Below are 17,144 nucleotides of genomic sequence, written 5' to 3' on the forward strand. Positions count from 1 at the left end.
CGTACACGATGGCACAACTCGCGGGTCGGCCGCGCGCCGAGACGTGACTTTCGGTCACCGAGGTGTGAGTTTCAGCCCGAAAAAACGTTTCAACGGTGGCGAAACTCACACCTCGGCGCACGACGGGAGCACCCAAACCGTGCGCGGATGCTTAGCGCCCACGCCCACGCGGAGTCCGGGCCCACCCTACGAACACGGGCCCAGTTTATAAGCTGGGCCCGCGGACGGGGCCCGGGCCCCGTCCGCCTCAGTGCGCGTACTCCAGCAGGTCGGCGCCGAAAGCGCGCATGCCGTCCAGCACCGCGAGCCTCGCGGCGAGCCGGGAGTCGTCGAAGACGATCGAGACCGCGTAGGTCACGCCGGCCCGGGGACCACGCAGAATTCCCACCTCGCTGCGCACTCCGGCATCCGTTCCCGTCTTGTTCACCATGAGCAGACCGAGGTCGTGCTCCCGATGCGCGAGCGGGTTGAGCCCGAAGGCGCTGGCGACCATGGACAGGTCGGAATTGAGCGACAGCCAGCCGATCACCCGGGCGCTCGACTCCGCATCGACGATTTCGCCGCGGGCGAGTGCGGTGAACAACCAGGTGAGTTCCTTGGCGCTGCCAACGGACAGCTGCGGGGCGTCATCCGGCCCACGCTTGTCGCGCACGAGATCGAGCAGGGCCGTGCGGCTCAGGCCGAGCTGTTCGGTGCGGGCGCGTACCGCGTGCAGCCCGACAGCTCGAATGAGCACGTTCGTGGCGAGGCTGTCGCTCGTCGCCCCGACGAGGGCTGCGAGATCGGCGACGCTTAAACGGGCGACCTGCAGGTGCTGCCAGACGCCCGAGTCGCTCACGGCATCGGCGGGAGTGCGTTCGAGCATCGTCGCGAGGCCAAATTCGGCGTCTTTCAGCCGAGCGGCCACCTCAATGAGCAGCAGCACTTTGCCGATGCTCGCGGTCGGCATCGATACGTGGTCATCGACCGAGAACAGTACGCGCCCGGTCGCCAGATCGGTCGCCCGCGCCGACACCTGCACACCATTCAGGGCGAGGTCGCCTAGGGCGGCAAAGCCGCGGGCAAAGCTTTCGGGGGCCTCGGCGCCGCGGTGTTTACCACCGGACGTGACGGCATGGCGGGAATGGCCGAAGCCGCCATCATCCGCTTGGCTAGAAGCCGCATTCGGGCCGGACCGATGCCCGCCGCTGTCGCCAAAACCAAAATCAGAACCACCCGCGGAACCGCTGGGAGAGACCACTGTTGGCTCATTCCCTTCTCGATCGCTGCGCACTCGATCTGCGCCCATTTGGCCAGAATCCTCGCGGTTTGCACCGACCACACTCAAGCCACAAGCCGAGCGTCAACGCAACAGAGCAAGGCTAACCCTAACCTACAACGAGCGGGGCGGCCAGGCGTGGATGCTCGCCGCCGGGCAAACCAGCTACCCGGTTATGACGCGTCTCGCGGAGCGCGCACCCAAATCCTGCCTCGGCTCGCTCCCCCAGAATCGTAGCGCGCCCGGCGAGCTACCAAATGGTGACGCGCTTTTCGGGGGCGAGGTAGAGGGCATCCGCTTCGCCGACCTCGAACGCCTCGTAGAACGCGGGAATGTTGCTGACGATCTGGTTGCAGCGAAACTCATTCGGCGAGTGCGGGTCGATAGCCAGCAAGCGGATGGCCTCAGCGTCGCGCAATTTCATTTGCCAGGCCTGCGCCCAGGAGAGGAAGAACCTTTCGGCGCCGGTAAGCCCGTCGATGACCGGGCTCGCCGAACCGTTCAGCGAGAGCACGTAGGCCTTCCAGGCGATGGAAAGCCCACCGAGGTCGCCGATATTCTCACCGATCGTGAGGGCGCCGTTGACGGTGTTTCCCGGAATGGCCTGCGGTTCCAGGCCCTCGAACTGGGCGATGAGTGCGGTCGTGCGCAGCTCGAACGCGGCCTTGTCGTCGGCGCTCCACCAGTCGGTGAGGCGGCCGTCGCCGTCGTACTTCGAGCCCTGGTCGTCGAATCCGTGGCCGATTTCGTGGCCGATGACCGCGCCGATCGCGCCGTAGTTGGCGGCGGGGTCGCGCTCCTCGTCGAAGAACGGATACTGCAAAATGGCCGCCGGAAAGACGATCTCGTTGAATCCGGGGTTGTAGTACGCGTTGATGGTCTGCGGGGTCATGAACCATTCGTCGCGGTCGAGCGGCTGGCCGATCTTGCCGAGCTCGCGCTGAAACTCGAATTCCCCAGTGGCCTTGACGTTGCTGATCAGGTCGTCGGCGGCGATTTCTAGGCTCGAATAGTCGCGCCACTTCACCGGATAGCCGATTTTCGGCGTGAACTTACTTAGCTTCTCGAGAGCGCGACCACGTGTCTCCTCGGTCATCCAGTCGAGGGTGCTGATGCTGTTTTCGTAGGCCTGCACGAGGTTAGCCACGAGCACGTCCATGCTGGCCTTGGCGCTGGGCTTGAAGTGGCGCTCCACGTAGATGCGGCCAACAGCCTCGCCGAGTGCGCCCTCGACCAGCGAGACGCCGCGCTTCCAACGATCGCGCAGCTGCGGGGTGCCGCTCAGGGTTCGACCGTAGAAGTCGAAGTTCGCCTCGACGAAATCATGAGACAAATACGCCGCACTCGAGCGGATGACCTGCCACCGCAGCCAGTCCTGCCACGATTCAAGGCGGTCGTCGGTGAGGGTGGCGGCGAGTCCGGCGATGTAGCTGGGTTGGCGCACGACAACCTCGTCGAGGGCGCCGACCGGGGCATCGAGGCCATCCAGCCACAGGTCAACGTCGGCGCCGGCGGCGAGCGCCGAGACCTGGCCCCAGGTGCGCAGGTTGTAGGTCTTCTCGCTGTCGCGAGTCGCGACCTTGTCCCAGTGCTGCGAGGCGAGTTCGGTTTCGAGAGCGAAAACGCGCGCTGCGCGGGGGGCGGCGTCGGCGAAACCGGCGAGGGCGAACATCCGCTCGAGAAATTCTTGGTACTTGACGCGAATGTCGGCGAACTTGTCTTCGCGGTAATAGCTTTCGTCTGGCAGACCAATGCCGCCCTGCGCGATGAAGACGAGGTAGCGCTCTGGGTTGCCCGGGTCGTTGTCGACGTAGAGCTGAAAAGCGCCGGCGACTCCGCCACGTTCGAGGCGACCGAGGGTCGCCAGCAGTTCGGAGATGGTGGTGACGGCGTCGACCGCTTTGAGGTCTTCGTGCAGGGGTGTCGCGCCGAGCGCTTCGATGCGTTCCTCGTCGAGAAAGCTCGTATACAGGTCGCCGAACTTGCGCTCGAGGCTGCCGGCCGGCGCGGTCTGCGCCTCGATGATAATCTCGCGCACGGCCTTTTCGGCGTCTTCGGCGAGCATCATGAAGGAGCCCCAGCGCGCCTTGTCGGCGGGAATCTCGCTGCGCGCGATCCACTGGCCATTCACGTGCCGAAAGAGGTCGTCTTGCGGGCGCACCTTCGGGTCAAGTTCGTTCTGGTTGATTCCGGATGCAGTCGCCAGCTCAGTCATGGGTTCAGCCTATCGGGGGCCGGTGACAGGGAGCCCTGCGGCGTGGTCTCGGGCACTCGTGGGTTCGGCGGGTGGCCGCGCCCGATACGGGTGAGCGCTGCGGTAACCGGCGTAGCGCGTACCTGTTTTGGAGGCGGCCACGAAGTTTGGGCGAGCAACGGATGTCACGAAACAGGATATCCGTGCGCCGCTCGTCCCAAACGGGGCGTTCTAGCTCTGCACGTACAGGTAGTGGAAGCCCGCTCCACGGCGCTGCTCTCGGGAGGGCTTGAGCACGCCCTGGTCCTCAAGCGACGACAGCACGGAGCCGACGTTCGTGGCTTGGGCTCCCACGAGGTCGCCCAATTCGGTCGTGCTGATACGGCCACGTGCGGCGGCGTAGGACTGGGCGACATCCTCTCGGGTGGGCCATGAGCGACGGATGTTTCTATCGACTTCACGAGCAGTGAGCGACGTTCGTGCGTGCTCACTGAGTGCCTTGGCGGGCGGCGTACCGGGAGGCGTTCCTCTCACATCGATGAAGACGGGACGCCCGTCAGTGGTCAGATCGGCGAGAGTGGCGATCGCATCAATCGCCTCAGCTTCCGACACTTGGAGGTACGGTGCCAATACGCGTGCGTCGAGCCAGCCGTAGCTAATCGCGAAATAGAGCGTCATCAAGAATCGAAGATCGGACCCGACCCGTGGGTCGCTGAGCCCGTTCAACCACTCGATCCAGGCCGCATTCGGATGGTTGCCAATCAATCGGGTCACTACGCTCGGCCCGTCAATTTGCGAGATGTCCGGAGCGCCGTAGCCGAGGCGAAGCATGTCACCGAACATACGATCGATGCCAATCCCCTCCCGCTCGGCGACTCTCAGGGAAGCCAGGAGGTCAACGAGCGCCGTATTCCGGGATGCCGATGGATGGTTGATGATGTTCTCGGGGCTCACCCCCGACACGAATCCGCCGGGGCTGGTGACTCGAAGCAGTCCTCCGATATGTTCGACAACGGTCGGCGCGCTGATCGTCCACTCTCGATGGGCAACACCGTTCACGATCGCTTCGCGAAGTGCACGTTCCGGGATCTGGCGTACCTGGCCGCGGGCCAGCCCCTCATCGAGGTGCGTGGTCGGGTTGTACGCGCGGGAAGTCGTAAACACCTCCTGCAACTCCTCCAGCAACGACCGGTTCGCTCGTCGCACTCGCGCGATACTGTCTCCACCGGCGTTTTCCCGGCGCAGGTAGTCCAGGCCTGGTTCCCCTCGCCCGATGAACGTGAGCGCCGCAGCGTTCGTGAGCATTCCCGAACCGTCCATCGCATTGAGTCGTCGCAAGAGGTCAGTGGCGGGTACGTCGGCCAGTTCTTGCGCAGACGAGTCGGCAGAATCACGAAGAAAGTCGCGAGCCACTTCAACGGCGCTCGCTCGCACATCGTCAACCGTGTACGTACTGGCTTGCGAAGACCAGTCAACTTGCAGGTGTCGGTGCCGCCGCGCGTGCCAACTCGACGCGTCAATCTCAACACATCGATCGCTGACCCGCCAATTGAGCTTGTTGTTGTAGCGGACCGGTTCGATGGCCTCGGGAATAATGATCACGAGGATGCGCCTGCCCCGAATCTTCACCGGTCGCACGTCGACCGTGACGCGGCGATCGAGTGTGTCATAGAGGCGGACTCGAAGCCATTCCGGGTCGAGTTCTGTACCAATCACCTCGCTGTTATCAGCCACACCGAGGAGCAACGCTCCACCACCGGGAGTATTAGCCATGCAGGCCACTGCTGGGGCAAGCTTGTCGACGGCACCCTCGCTTTTGGGCTCTGCTGGCAGGATCTGACCACCAGATGTGCGCCGTCCCGACTCCTCCTTCAGATCGAGAATCTGACGTTCAACCACCGGATGCCCATTGTTGAGCGTTTCCAGCGCGCGCTGAACCGCCACTTCCACGGCAGAAAGCCCGAATATTGTCACCGGAGCACCTTTCGACGCGAATTTATAATTAATCTCAGAATTAATTATACTTCGAGAAGGATTGTGCGGCGGATCATTATTTATATCGGGAAGATGGACTCGCGGTAGTGGCTCGGTCGCGCGTGGTTTCTAGCATCTTGAGCAGTGGGCATCCGTTTTATCTTCGGGAGCGGATGCCCGCGCCCGATACCGGTAGGCGCTACGGTCACCGGCGGAGCGCGCACCAATATCGGGCGCGGTCATGCATCAAAAACCACTTACAGCGCCTTGAGCTCCTCGGTCACCTGGGCGACAGACTTCTTGGCATCGCCGAAGAGCATCGTGGTGTTGACGCCGAAGAACAACGGGTTCTCGATGCCGGCGAAGCCCGAACTCATCGAGCGCTTGAGCACGATTACCGCGCGCGACTGGTCCACGTTGAGCACGGGCATGCCGAAGATGGGCGAGTTCGGGTCGGTGCGCGCGGCCGGGTTAGTGACGTCGTTGGCACCGATGACGATGGTGACGTCGGTGCGCGCGAACTCGCCGTTGATATCGTCCGTCTCCTTCATGGCGTCGTAGGAGACGTCGGCCTCGGCCAGGAGCACGTTCATGTGCCCCGGCATGCGCCCGGCCACCGGGTGGATCGCGTATTTGACCTCAACGCCGCGCGCCTCGAGCACCTTGGCCATGTCCTTCACCGCGTGCTGGGCCTGGGCTACGGCGAGCCCGTAACCCGGCACGACGATGACCTGGTTGGCGTAGGCAAGCTTGATGGCGGCATCCGCTGCTGACGTGGACTTGGCAACTTGGTCTCCGTTGTTCGTCGAATCAACACCCGTGGCGCCTCCGCCACCGAAACCGCCGGCCACGATCGAGAGAATGGACCGATTCATGGCCTTCGCCATGAGGTTGGTCAGGATGGTGCCCGACGCCCCGACGATCATGCCGGCGACGATCATCGCGATATTGTTCAGCGCGAGCCCGGCGGCCGCCGCGGAGAGACCGGTGAGGGCGTTCAGCAGCGAGATAACGACGGGCATGTCGGCGCCGCCGATCGGGAGCACGGTCATCACCCCGAGAATTCCCGCCAGAACAAGGATTGTGCCGAACCAGACCGGGTCGGCGCCGGTGCTCGCTGAGTCGATGCCGACGATGGCGGCCGCGCCGACGGAGCCCAGGAACAGGATCGCGTTGAGTGGCTGTTGCAGTCGACCAACCGACAGGGGGCGCCCGGGCAGAATCTGCTGCAGCTTCATGAAGGCGACGATCGAACCCCAAAACGACAACGAGCCGATGATCGCCGCGAAGAGGGAGGCGATGACCAGTGGGAGCACCGGGCCGGAGGCGACGCGGAGGCCGGTGAAGCCATCGCTTTCGATGAATTCACCCCAGGCGATGAGCGCGACCGTTCCGCCACCGACGCCGTTGAACAGGGCAACGAGCTGCGGCACCGCCGTCATCTTCACCTTGCGGGCGGGCGGGATGCCGATGATCACGCCCACGACAAGGGCGGCGATGATGATCAGCCAGCTGCTGGTCTCGCGGATGTGGATCAGGGTCGCCACGAACGCGATGGCCATGCCGGCCGCAGCAATTTTGTTACCGCGCACCGCAGATCTCGGGGCAGTCAGCCCGGAGAGCCCAATAATGAACATCGCGAACGCGACGATATAGAGGGCGTAAACGAGGATGTCCATGGTCAGTTGATCCCCTCGATCTTGCTGCTGGCTGGCCGGGTCTTAAACATGGCCAGCATCCGGTCGGTCACGACAAACCCGCCGATGACGTTGACAGTGCCGAACACGATCGCCACGAACGAGATGATCTGTAGCGGGATGCTGGGGTTGTCTGCCGTGCCGAGCACGGTCAGGGCGCCGAGCACGACGATACCGTGGATGGCGTTGGTGCCCGACATCAGCGGGGTGTGCAAGGTGTTTGGCACTTTTGAGATGACGGCGAAGCCGATGAATCCCGAGAGTACGAGGATGGCGATGTTCGCCAGAAAAGAGTCCATGTCAGATCCTGTTCGAGACTGAGGCGCGCGTGACGCACGAGAGCGCCACAACGTCGTCGGAATAGTCGGGGTCGAGTCGGCCGTCGCGCACCAGCAGTTCGAGCAGCGCGGTGAGGTTCTTTGAATAAAGCTCGCTCGCATGCTCGGGCATGGTCGAGGGCAGATTGAGCGGCGAGGCAATCGTGACGCCGCCGACGACCACACTCTCGCCGGGAACGGTGAGTTCGCAGTTGCCGCCGGTCTCCCCCGCCATGTCAATGACGACACTGCCCGGCTTCATCCCGTGCACGGCGCGAGCGGTCACCAGCCGCGGCGCCGGTCGCCCCGGCACAAGAGCCGTGGTGATCACGACGTCGAAGGTAGAAATTGCTTTCTCCAGCGCTGCCTGCTGCGCGGCGCGCTCGTCGGCGGTCAGCTCGCGGGCGTAACCGCCGTCACCGGCCGCGTCGATACCCACGTCGAGCCACTGGGCTCCCACCGACCGCACCTGGTCGGCGACATCCGGACGCACGTCATAGCCGGTGACGCGACCGCCGAGCCTTCTGGCAGTGGCGAGGGCCTGCAGCCCCGCAACACCGACGCCGAGCACTAGCACGCTGGCCGGCTTGACCGTGCCCGCGGCCGTCGTGAGCATCGGGAAGAACCGAGTCGACAGCGATGCGGCAAGGATGACCGACTTATAGCCGGCGACATTTGCCTGCGACGACAAGGCGTCCATGACCTGGGCCCGAGAGATGCGGGGAATCGCCTCGACAGCGTAGCCAATGATGCCAGCACTCTGCAGCGCAGCAATCTTGTTCTCCGCGTTGCGCGGCGCGAGGAACCCGATCAGGGTCGCGCCCGGCTTCAGACGGGCAATCTCGGCGTCGGTGGGCGGAGCGACCTTGAGCACGATGTCGGCGCGCCAGGCGTCACCGATGGTGGCGCCGGCTTCGAGATAGAGGTCGTCACCCATCAGCGCTTCAGCCCCCGCGCCGGATTCAACGACGACATCGAGCCCCCTGGCGACCAGGGATGCGACGGCGCGCGGCACGAGGGCAACTCGCCGCTCATCCGCCCCGCTCTCGCGGACAACGCCGATAGTAGGTGTCTCGGGGTGTGGTTGGTTATCAGGCACGGTCGAGCCTTTCAAAGCGGATGTCCGCACGCTCATCACTGAGGCGGCAAATATCCTTGCGGTAGGGACGGGGCACCTGGGCCAGAAATGTTGTTCCCAGCACGCGCCGGAAGCGTCCACGGTCGGCAGAAGCTCCTGGGACGAACATAGCGGGATGGGGCAGGGGATAGGACCGATCAGCGGTCGCCGTTGCTGAAAGATTCGGTCTTCCTCACCATGCACCGGTTGACTTGAGGCGATTTTACATAGTGAGCAGTCAGCATCCGGTGAGCATTGGCATTGTTTGACGTGGCCGATGGCGACCGCGCCCGGTACGGGGTGAGCGCGACGGTAACCGGCGTAGCGCGCACCGACATCGGGCGCGGTCATGCGGAGTGCGGCAGATGGGGTGCAGGCCGCGGGTCGAGCGCGCCACCCGTAGAGTCGACACATCAACATTTTGCGGGCACAGCCCATCGACCGCGACATTCTGCGCCTCGCCGTGCCCGCTCTCGGTGCGCTCGTGGCCGAGCCGTTGTTTCTGCTGGCCGATTCGGCCATGGTCGGTCACCTCGGCACCACCCCGCTGGCCGGACTCGGCTTGGCGAGCGCGGTATTGCAAACCATCATCGGCCTCATGGTTTTTCTCGCCTACAGCACGACCCCCGCCGTGGCGCGCTGGCTCGGCGCCGGAGACACGCGGAGGGCGGTATCCGTCGGCATTGACGGACTCTGGCTCGCCCTCGCCCTCGGCCTGGTGCTCGCCGCCGGCGGCCTGCTCGCCACCCCGGCGCTGGTCGGTGCGTTCGGCGCCGAAACGGCCGTGACAGCGGATGCCGCCACCTACCTTGGCATCTCCATGTTCGGCCTACCCGCCATGTTGCTGGTGTTCGCTGCCACCGGACTGCTGCGCGGCCTGCAAGACACCCGTACCCCGCTCTACGTGGCCGGCATCGGTTTCGGCGCGAACATCGCGCTCAACTACGTGTTCATCTACCTGCTGAGCTGGGGCATCGCCGGATCAGCCGTTGGTACCGTCGTCGCGCAGTGGGGCATGGCCCTGGTCTACCTCGTCGTCGTCAACAGGCACGCCCGGCGCCACAGCGCTCCGCTCCGTCCGCACCGAGCCGGGCTGCTGCTCGGCGCCCGGAGCGGCGGCTGGCTTTTCCTGCGCACGGTGAGCCTGCGCGCCGCCATGCTGCTCGCCGTGTTTGTGGCCGCTCAGCTCGGCTCCCCCGAGCTCGCTGCCTTTCAGATCGCGATGACCCTGTTTGCGACGCTGGCGTTCGCCCTCGACGCCCTCGCTATTGCCGCCCAGGCCCTCGTCGGGCGGGGCCTCGGCGCCGGGGACGTGCCACAGGTGCGCGCCGTGCTGCATCGTTGCCTGCAGTGGGGCCTACTCGCGGGCCTCGTGCTCGCGGTAGTCGTGATCGGCACGAGCGGGGTGCTCGGGCATGCGTTCACCAACGCCTCGGCAGTGACGCAGCTGCTGCCGCTGACCCTGATCGTGCTGGGGGCATCCGTTCCCCTCGGCGCGGTCGTGTTCGTGCTCGACGGCGTGCTCATCGGAGCCGGCGACGCCCGCTATCTCGCGCTGACCGGGCTGATCAACCTCGCCGTGTTCGTGCCGCTGGCCTTCGCCGTGCTGGTCTGGGCGCCGTCGGGCGAAGCCGGGCTCGCGCTGCTCATGGCCGCGTTCGCCCTCGGCTATCTCGGAGCCCGAGCTGTGACGCTGTCGCTGCGTGCCCGCAGCATGGCCTGGATGGTCGTCGGCGCGCGCTGATTCCAGTGGATGCCGCCGCTCGCGCGCCCGAATCCCGCTCGCCTGCGTGATACGAGATCACGTGTAGACCACGGTCATATCCCCTGAGGGGTTCGTAAGTCGTCTCGGTTCGCCGCGTCGGCTTCTCCCGGTGTGAAAGGCAGCCGTGCCCAGGGCTATGAAGAACTGCCCGCTGGTGGCCCACAGATCTGCTCACCAGGATTCGGCTGCCGGGCGAGGTTATTCCAGCGGGTAGGCGAGGGCGTTCTGGCAGATGCCGAGCGTCACCCGGTCACCAAGGCGGGGCAGGTCTGGCGCGGCGATGCGCGCGCGCACCACCGTTTTCTCCGCGTCAGCGAGGGCGAAAGTGACCAGGGCATCGTGGCCGGCGTAGGCGATGGCGGTGGCGACGGCATCCGTTGTTGGCTGGGCCGAACCCTTCGCGCCCAGGGTCAGCCATTCGGGGCGGAGCAGCACGCCCACACCCGTTCCGTCGGCGGGAGCGGATGCTGCACCGGCAGGCTGCGCGCCCATCCAGTCCGCCGCGAGCGAGCCGAGGGCGCACTCGACCCGGCCGCCGCGCCAGACTCCGTCGAGCTCGACGGTATCACCGACGAAACCGGCGACCCAGGGGTCGACCGGGCGCTCGTAGACATCCGCTGGGGTGCCGAATTGCAAAATCTTCCCGCCGCGCATCACGGCGACGAAGTCGGCGAGGGAGAGTGCCTCTTCCTGGTCGTGCGTCACGAGCAGGCTCGTGTTGCGCTGGCCGCGCAGCAGGGCGGCGACCTCGGTGCGGAGGGCCGAGCGCAGCAGTGGATCGAGGGCAGCGAAGGGTTCGTCGAGCAGCATGAGGTCGGGCCGCGGAGCGAGCGCCCGGGCCAGCGAAACGCGTTGGGCCTGACCGCCGGAGAGCTGCGCGGGGGCGCGATCGACCAATTCGGACAGGCCCACCAGGCTGGCGAGCTCCGCGATGCGGTCCGCTCGGCTGTTCTGGCGGCCACGGTCGCCACTCGCGGGCACAGCGGTACGGCGGGTCTCGTGCAACACAGTGGCGGCGCGGGGGTTCGCGGCAAGCGCCGTGCCGGCAACGGAACCCGCCTGCACGGGCGCTGCGCCCGGGCGGCTCGCCAGCAGCGCCACAGCCACAGGGCTCGTCGGCGCAGTTTCGAGGGAGCTCCCCCGCACCCGCGCCGCACCGCGGCGAGCGGCGCGCCCGCGGCGGGTGAGTCCGGCGAGCAGTCCAGACACTCCCCCCGGGGCCTCGCCGGGCTCGCAGTACAAATCGTCGCTCTGCCGTGAGCGTGGCAACCCGAACCCGATGTTCTCACCGACCGTGAGGTGCGGAAACAGCGAGGCATCCTGCGGAACCCAGCCCATGCCGCGTTTCTCCGGCGCGCGTTGCACGCCCGGTCCGGTGACGAGGCGTCCACCAACGGTGATGGTGCCGGAGGTGACCGGCAACAGACCCGCGACCGCGCGCAGGAGGGTGGTCTTGCCGCATCCGCTCGGGCCGAGAACGGCCACCAGCGAACCGCGCGGAATGTGCAGATTTACGTCGTCGAGCACCCGCGTGTCACCGTACGCGACGCGGAGCGCCTCGATTGTTACCCAACCCACTAGTTCTCCTTTGCTGTGCCGCGGATGCCCGATAGCAGCACCGCGGGCACCATCGCCACGAGCACGAGCGCCGCAGCGTACGGCGCCGCTGCACCGAATTCAAACAGGGCCGTGCGACTCCACAACTCGGTCGCGAGCGTCGACACGCCCGTCGGCCGCAGCAGCAGCGTCGCCGGCAATTCTTTCATGGCCGAGATGGCAACGAGCAGTGCGCCGATCGCAATGCCGGGCAGGGCGAGGCGCGCGGTGACTCGCCACCAGGTCTGAAACGGGGATAGACCGAGCATGCGCGAGACGTCGCCGAGGCTCGCCGGCACGGCCGCGATGCCGCTGCGCACGCTGCCGATGGCGCGTGGCATGAACAAGACGACATAGGCGAAGACCAGCACGATCGACGTTTGGTAGAACATCGGAACGGCGGCCAGCGCAAAGAATACGAGCGAGAGGCCCACGACAATGCCGGGCAGGGCGTGGCCGAGAAAGCCGACGGCTTCGATCATGGCGACCAGTCTCCCCGTGTATCGGGCCGCGAGGGCGGCGATCGGCAAGGCCACGAGCACGGCGACCACTGCGGCGACGAGGGCGAGTCCGAGGGTCGCACCGATCGCTTCCAACAGCCGGGGCACGTCGATGGCGCGCAGGGTTTCGGCCTCGAGCAGGCGACTGAGCAGTCCAACTACCGGAACCACGACCCCGGCGAGCGGCGCGGCGACGAGCAGACCGACATAGACGGCGCCGTATTTTCCGGGCGCGCGGGTCGGCATGGTGCTGCGACCGGGAACGCTGGAGACCTGGCGGCGGCTTCGGCGTTCGCCAGCCACGACCACGAGCGCGAGCACGACCAGCACGAGGGCGAGCAGGGCGGCCTGGTTGCGGTCGAAACTCGCGCCGTAGGCGGCATTGATTCCCCAGGTGAGCGTCTGAAAACGCAGCATCGAGACCAGCCCGAAGTCGCTCAGCGAGTAGAGGCAGACCAGCAGCGCCCCGGCGATCGCGGCCGGTCGAATTTGCGGCCAGGTCGCCGCAGTAAAGGCACGCAGCGGACCGCGCCCCAGCGTGCGGGCTACCGATTCCAGATCAGCGGATGCCCCCCGCAGCGCCGCCGCGACCGGCAGCGTCACGTAGGGGGTACAGACCATGGTCATGACGAACCAACTTGCCCAGAATCCGTTCATGCTCGGAAACCAGACCAGCCAACCGTAAGCGGCGAGGTAGCTCGGCACCGCGAGTGGCAGCGCCGAGACCAGCAGTAGTGTGCGCTGGAATGGCAAGCGGATGCGGGTGAGAATCCAGGCGCAGATCGTGCCGAGCACGAGGCAGGACAGGGTGACGGCCGCTGCGAGCAGCACGGTGTTGATCGTGAGCTGCAGCACCCGGGGGCGCACCAGGGTGGCGAGCAGTTCGGTCAGGCCAGCCTCGGTCGTGCGCACGACGAGGTAAACCAGGGGAATGGCGGCCGTAGCAGCGCAGAGGGCGGCGAGCAGCACGAGCCAGGGCGGCGCGCCGAGGCGGCACCGCGCTGGCGCGGCGGGTTCTGTGGGCGGGATCAGCAGCTCGGTCATGCGAGCGGCCCGGCTTCTCGAGGAGCGACCAACGGCATGGTCAGGCGGGGCTGTGCGTGGCGGATGGGGCGATGAGCGGGGGTGGGCGCGCTAGCCCACGCCGGGGCATCCGCTTGTTGCGGTCGTCGCGTGCGGCACGCGACAGAGGGTATGGCGCGGCTGCCGACCTGAGCCAACACCCGCGCCTTCACTGCTTCTATGTTAGATCAGGCCGTGCTTGCCGAGCAGGGCCTGGGTGTCTGCGAGGGTGTCAAGGTCGGCCAGGTCGAGGTCGGGGTTGACCAGTGACTCAAGCGCTGGCAGTCCAGCCGGGGCTTCGACGCCGGCCAAGAGCGGATACTCGTAGGTTTCGTCGACGAAGTACTGCTGCGCCTCGGCACCGATGAGGTAGTCGATGAACTCAAGGGCGTCGGCATCCTGGGCGGCGCCGGCGAGCAGGCCAGCGCCGGTGACGTTGACGATTGAGCCAGCGTCGCCAGCCTCCGGGTAGGAGAGCTGGGCGCGCATGTTGGCCTCGCCCGTTTCGGCGGCCTGGGCGAACCAGTAGTAGTGATTGATCAGTCCGGCCTGGATGACCCCGTCGTTGACGGCGGCGAGAATGGCGCGGTTGTTGTCGAAGATGACCGGGCTATTGGCGGCGACGGCGGCGACCCACTCATCGGCGGCGTCTTCGCCGTTCAGCACCCGATAGGCGGTGACGAAGGCCTGGAAGCTCGCGTTGGTCGGCGCGATGCCGAATTTTCCGGCCCAGGCCGGGTCGGTGAATGCATCGACGCTTGGAGGCACCTCGGCCGCGCTCATCGCCTCGCTATCGTAGGTGATCACGCGAGCCCGCCCGGTGACGCCGACCCAGGTGTCATCGGTCGAGGTGAATCCTGCGGGGACCTTGTCGGTGGTTTCGGCCGGCAAGGTGGCGAACAGGTCGGCGTTACTGAGGGCGCCGAGCGCTCCGGCATCTTGGGCGAGGAAGACCTGGGCGGGGGTGGCGTCGCCCTCTTCGAGCAGCAGGGCGCCGAGCTCGGCCGTGTTGCCGTACCGCACCTCGACGCTGATGCCGCTCTGCTCTTCGAACTGGTCGATCAGGGGCTGCACGAGCGCTTCGTCGCGACCCGAATAGAGGGTGAAGGCGTTGTCGCTGGTTTCGGTGGCTGTCGCTGCCGGTTCGGCGGCCTGCGTGCAACCGGAGAGGGCAAGAACGGTGGCGCCGGCAACGAGGGCGGCGACAGAAAGGGGGATGCGCATGGGACTCCAGAGACGAGGGCTTGAAGGACTAAGGCAAGGCTACGCTAAGTTGCTCCGGGGAGCGAATCGGCAGGGTGCGGAGTCGGTCGGGTGATCCTGAACCCACGACGTGGCAATGAGGGTATGTACCGGCACCCCGGCGCTCACGGGCCACAGCTGGCAGCTCGCCAACGAAGCTCGACTTTTATAAGATCGCCAGGCACTACGCGCGCAGCGTTCGACGATACGGGCGTCTAAAAAGTGCAATACAGGCATCCGCTCTACATTCGCCCGCGATTTTCTCCGCGCTCTCGGGGCCGTATCGGCGCGGAAAGCGCCACCGCCCAGATCGCCGCAATTTATGTCATCGGCCCGCACCGTAATCGTTGTAGCGTTGAAACACCCACCCTGAGGCCTCCCGCCCGCCGCTTGAGGAGCACATGACCTCCGCTAAACCCCCTGTGGCCATTGAAGTCACGCGTCCGGCCCTGATCGGCTGGCGCAACGCAGTGTTTGCGGCATTCTTCGTCTCCGGGCTGGGCCTGGCCAGCTGGATGTCGCGCGTTCCCGCCGTGCGCGACGGCCTCGTGCTCGATACCGCTCAGGTCGGCGTTCTCATCTTCGGTCTCTCGGCTGGTTCGGTGCTCGGCCTGCTCATCGCCGCTGCCCTGCTCGCCCGCCTCGGCGCACGCCGCGCCATGCTGGTCAGTGTCTCCCTGTCGGCCACCGGCCTCGTGCTGATGGGCGTCGGCGTCAGCTTCGTGCCATCGGCCCCGTTCGTGTTCGCAGCTCTCGCCGTCTTCGGCGTTGGCATGGGATCGCTCGACGTCATGATGAACGTCGAGGGCGCGGGGGCCGAGGGGGCCATCGGCCGCACGCTGATGCCACTCATGCACGCCTGCTTCAGCCTCGGAACGGTGGTCGGCGCGCTCGGCGGCGCCGCGGCATCCGCTCTCGACATCTCGGTATTTTGGCACCTATTAGTCATCGCGGTTCTGGTTGTGGGCACGATCGTCGTGGCCGTGCGCTTTCTCCCGGCCGGCATCGACATGAAAACGGATACCCCCACACTCACCCGGCGACAGCGATTGCGGCCGCGTGACGGCCTCGCCGTCTGGCGCGATCGCAAACTACTGCTGATCGGCCTCATTGTTCTCGGCATGACCTTCGCCGAGGGCTCGGCGAACGATTGGCTGGCCCTCGCCTCGGTCGATGGACACGGCCTCAGCAACACCGACGGCGCGATCGTGTTCGGCGTGTTCGTGGCCGCGATGACCGTGGGCCGAGTGATCGGCGGGCCACTGCTCGACCGGTTCGGCCGGGTGCTCGTGCTGCGCGCCTGCGCCGGAATCGGCATCGCCGGGCTCGTGCTGTTCATCCTCGCGCCGAACATCCCAGTGGCCTATATCGGAACGATCCTCTGGGGCATCGGTGCTTCGCTCGGATTTCCGGTGGGAATGTCGGCGGCGGCCGACGACACCAAGAATGCGGCGGCACGGGTGAGCGCCGTGGCCATCATTGGCTACGGGGCTTTTCTGGTCGGGCCGCCGGTGCTCGGTTTGCTCGGCGACGCCTGGGGCATTCTCAACGCGCTGTACCTCGTGTTGGTGCTGATGGTGCTGGCGGGGCTGGCGGCCCCGGCGGCGCGACCGGCATCCGGTGCACCCGTTTCGGGCTCGCGCGGTTAAGCTCGACCAGTGCGCCTTGTAATTGCGAAATGTTCCGTTGACTATGCCGGGCGTCTCAACGCGCACCTGCCACTGGCCACCCGCCTACTCATGATCAAGAGCGACGGCAGCGTGCTCGTGCACTCCGACGGCGGCTCATACAAACCGCTCAACTGGATGAGCCCGCCGTGTTCGGTCACCATCTCCGAACCCGACAGTGATCAAGCGGATGCCGGCATCACCGCCCTCTGGACGGTCACCCACGCCAAGACCGCCGACCAACTCGTGGTCAGCATCTACGACGTGCAGCACGACTCGGCGCACGAGCTCGGCTTCGATCCCGGCCTGATCAGGGACGGCGCCGAGTCGCACCTGCAGAAGCTGCTGGCCGAGCACATTCACCTGCTCGGCGATGGCTTTACCTTCGTGCGTCGCGAATACATGACCGCGATCGGACCGGTTGATATTCTCGCGCAGGATGCCGCCGGCCAATCCGTCGCAGTAGAGCTGAAGCGGAATGGTGATATTGACGGGGTCGAGCAGCTCACGCGCTACCTCGAACTGATGAACCGCGACCCGCATTTGGCGCCGGTCAGTGGGGTTTTTGCCGCACAGACGATTAAACCGCAGGCTCGCAGGCTCGCGGAGGATCGCGGCATCCGCTGCCTGCTACTCGATTACGACGCCATGCGCGGACTCGACGACACGGCATCGAAGTTGTTCTAGACGAGTCCAAAACCGTGGGAAAGCTGAGTAAATGGGCAAATGGGACATTTGGATGACTAACCGCTTAG

At 65.9% G+C, this 17,144-nt stretch carries 12 protein-coding genes; 3 read left to right on the forward strand and 9 right to left on the reverse strand.

Annotated elements, in window-relative coordinates:
* Positions 1-247: 247 nt before the first annotated feature.
* The 6 genes from CXY75_RS08080 to CXY75_RS08105 form a co-directional block, all read right to left on the reverse strand.
* Complete coding sequence (locus tag CXY75_RS08080) at positions 248-1,240, reverse strand: serine hydrolase (RefSeq protein WP_233201805.1); 993 nt, start codon at positions 1,238-1,240, stop codon at positions 248-250.
* Positions 1,241-1,508: 268 nt separating this feature from the next.
* Entirely contained in the window at positions 1,509-3,473 is a 1,965-nt protein-coding gene (locus tag CXY75_RS08085; RefSeq protein WP_104082310.1) for a M13 family metallopeptidase, read from the reverse strand.
* A 210-nt stretch (positions 3,474-3,683) separates the two neighbouring features.
* The gene (locus tag CXY75_RS08090) at positions 3,684-5,426 is read right to left on the reverse strand and encodes an RNA-binding domain-containing protein (RefSeq protein WP_146069408.1); all 1,743 of its coding nucleotides are present in this window, start codon (positions 5,424-5,426) and stop codon (positions 3,684-3,686) included.
* Positions 5,427-5,683: 257 nt separating this feature from the next.
* Positions 5,684-7,105 carry an NAD(P)(+) transhydrogenase (Re/Si-specific) subunit beta gene (locus CXY75_RS08095; RefSeq protein ID WP_104082312.1) on the reverse strand — a complete coding sequence of 474 codons (1,422 nt, stop codon included), beginning with the start codon at positions 7,103-7,105 and terminating at the stop codon, positions 5,684-5,686.
* Positions 7,106-7,107: 2 nt separating this feature from the next.
* Positions 7,108-7,422 carry an NAD(P) transhydrogenase subunit alpha gene (locus CXY75_RS08100; protein WP_104082313.1) on the reverse strand — a complete coding sequence of 105 codons (315 nt, stop codon included), beginning with the start codon at positions 7,420-7,422 and terminating at the stop codon, positions 7,108-7,110.
* Position 7,423: 1 nt separating this feature from the next.
* Positions 7,424-8,539 carry an NAD(P) transhydrogenase subunit alpha gene (locus CXY75_RS08105; RefSeq protein WP_199182410.1) on the reverse strand — a complete coding sequence of 372 codons (1,116 nt, stop codon included), beginning with the start codon at positions 8,537-8,539 and terminating at the stop codon, positions 7,424-7,426.
* A gap of 439 nt (positions 8,540-8,978) precedes the next feature.
* Here CXY75_RS08105 and CXY75_RS08110 point away from each other — a divergent pair, with 439 nt between their 5' ends.
* The gene (locus CXY75_RS08110) at positions 8,979-10,301 is read left to right on the forward strand and encodes an MATE family efflux transporter (protein ID WP_104082315.1); all 1,323 of its coding nucleotides are present in this window, start codon (positions 8,979-8,981) and stop codon (positions 10,299-10,301) included.
* Positions 10,302-10,520: 219 nt separating this feature from the next.
* On the opposite strand, the gene CXY75_RS20080 is transcribed toward CXY75_RS08110, so the two are convergent.
* The 3 genes from CXY75_RS20080 to CXY75_RS08125 form a co-directional block, all read right to left on the reverse strand.
* Positions 10,521-11,900, reverse strand: a complete 1,380-nt coding sequence (locus CXY75_RS20080; protein ID WP_104082316.1) for an ABC transporter ATP-binding protein — start codon at positions 11,898-11,900, stop codon at positions 10,521-10,523.
* Complete coding sequence (locus tag CXY75_RS08120) at positions 11,900-13,462, reverse strand: iron ABC transporter permease (protein ID WP_104082317.1); 1,563 nt, start codon at positions 13,460-13,462, stop codon at positions 11,900-11,902. Before CXY75_RS08120 ends, CXY75_RS20080 begins: the two co-directional genes overlap by 1 nt.
* A gap of 201 nt (positions 13,463-13,663) precedes the next feature.
* Positions 13,664-14,704 carry an extracellular solute-binding protein gene (locus CXY75_RS08125; protein ID WP_104082318.1) on the reverse strand — a complete coding sequence of 347 codons (1,041 nt, stop codon included), beginning with the start codon at positions 14,702-14,704 and terminating at the stop codon, positions 13,664-13,666.
* Between the two features lie 419 nt (positions 14,705-15,123).
* Here CXY75_RS08125 and CXY75_RS08130 point away from each other — a divergent pair, with 419 nt between their 5' ends.
* Positions 15,124-16,371: an MFS transporter gene (locus CXY75_RS08130; RefSeq protein WP_104082319.1), complete on the forward strand. Its 1,248-nt coding sequence runs from the start codon at positions 15,124-15,126 to the stop codon at positions 16,369-16,371.
* Positions 16,372-16,380: 9 nt separating this feature from the next.
* On the forward strand, positions 16,381-17,076 hold the full coding sequence (gene nucS / locus CXY75_RS08135) for an endonuclease NucS (protein ID WP_104082320.1): 696 nt from the start codon (positions 16,381-16,383) through the stop codon (positions 17,074-17,076).
* Positions 17,077-17,144: the final 68 nt, after the last annotated feature.

The sequence above is a fragment of the Cryobacterium sp. Y11 genome (assembly GCF_002929535.1).
GTDB lineage: Bacteria > Actinomycetota > Actinomycetes > Actinomycetales > Microbacteriaceae > Cryobacterium.

What these genes read in the sequence shown, in the direction of transcription:
- CXY75_RS08085 (WP_104082310.1), bottom strand. Translation starts at nt 3,473, where the DNA reads ATGACTGAGCTGGCGACTGCATCCGGAATCAACCAGAACGAACTTGAC.
- CXY75_RS08095 (WP_104082312.1), bottom strand. Translation starts at nt 7,105, where the DNA reads ATGGACATCCTCGTTTACGCCCTCTATATCGTCGCGTTCGCGATGTTC.
- CXY75_RS08100 (WP_104082313.1), bottom strand. Translation starts at nt 7,422, where the DNA reads ATGGACTCTTTTCTGGCGAACATCGCCATCCTCGTACTCTCGGGATTC.
- CXY75_RS08120 (WP_104082317.1), bottom strand. Translation starts at nt 13,462, where the DNA reads ATGACCGAGCTGCTGATCCCGCCCACAGAACCCGCCGCGCCAGCGCGG.
- CXY75_RS08125 (WP_104082318.1), bottom strand. Translation starts at nt 14,704, where the DNA reads ATGCGCATCCCCCTTTCTGTCGCCGCCCTCGTTGCCGGCGCCACCGTT.
- CXY75_RS08130 (WP_104082319.1), top strand. Translation starts at nt 15,124, where the DNA reads ATGACCTCCGCTAAACCCCCTGTGGCCATTGAAGTCACGCGTCCGGCC.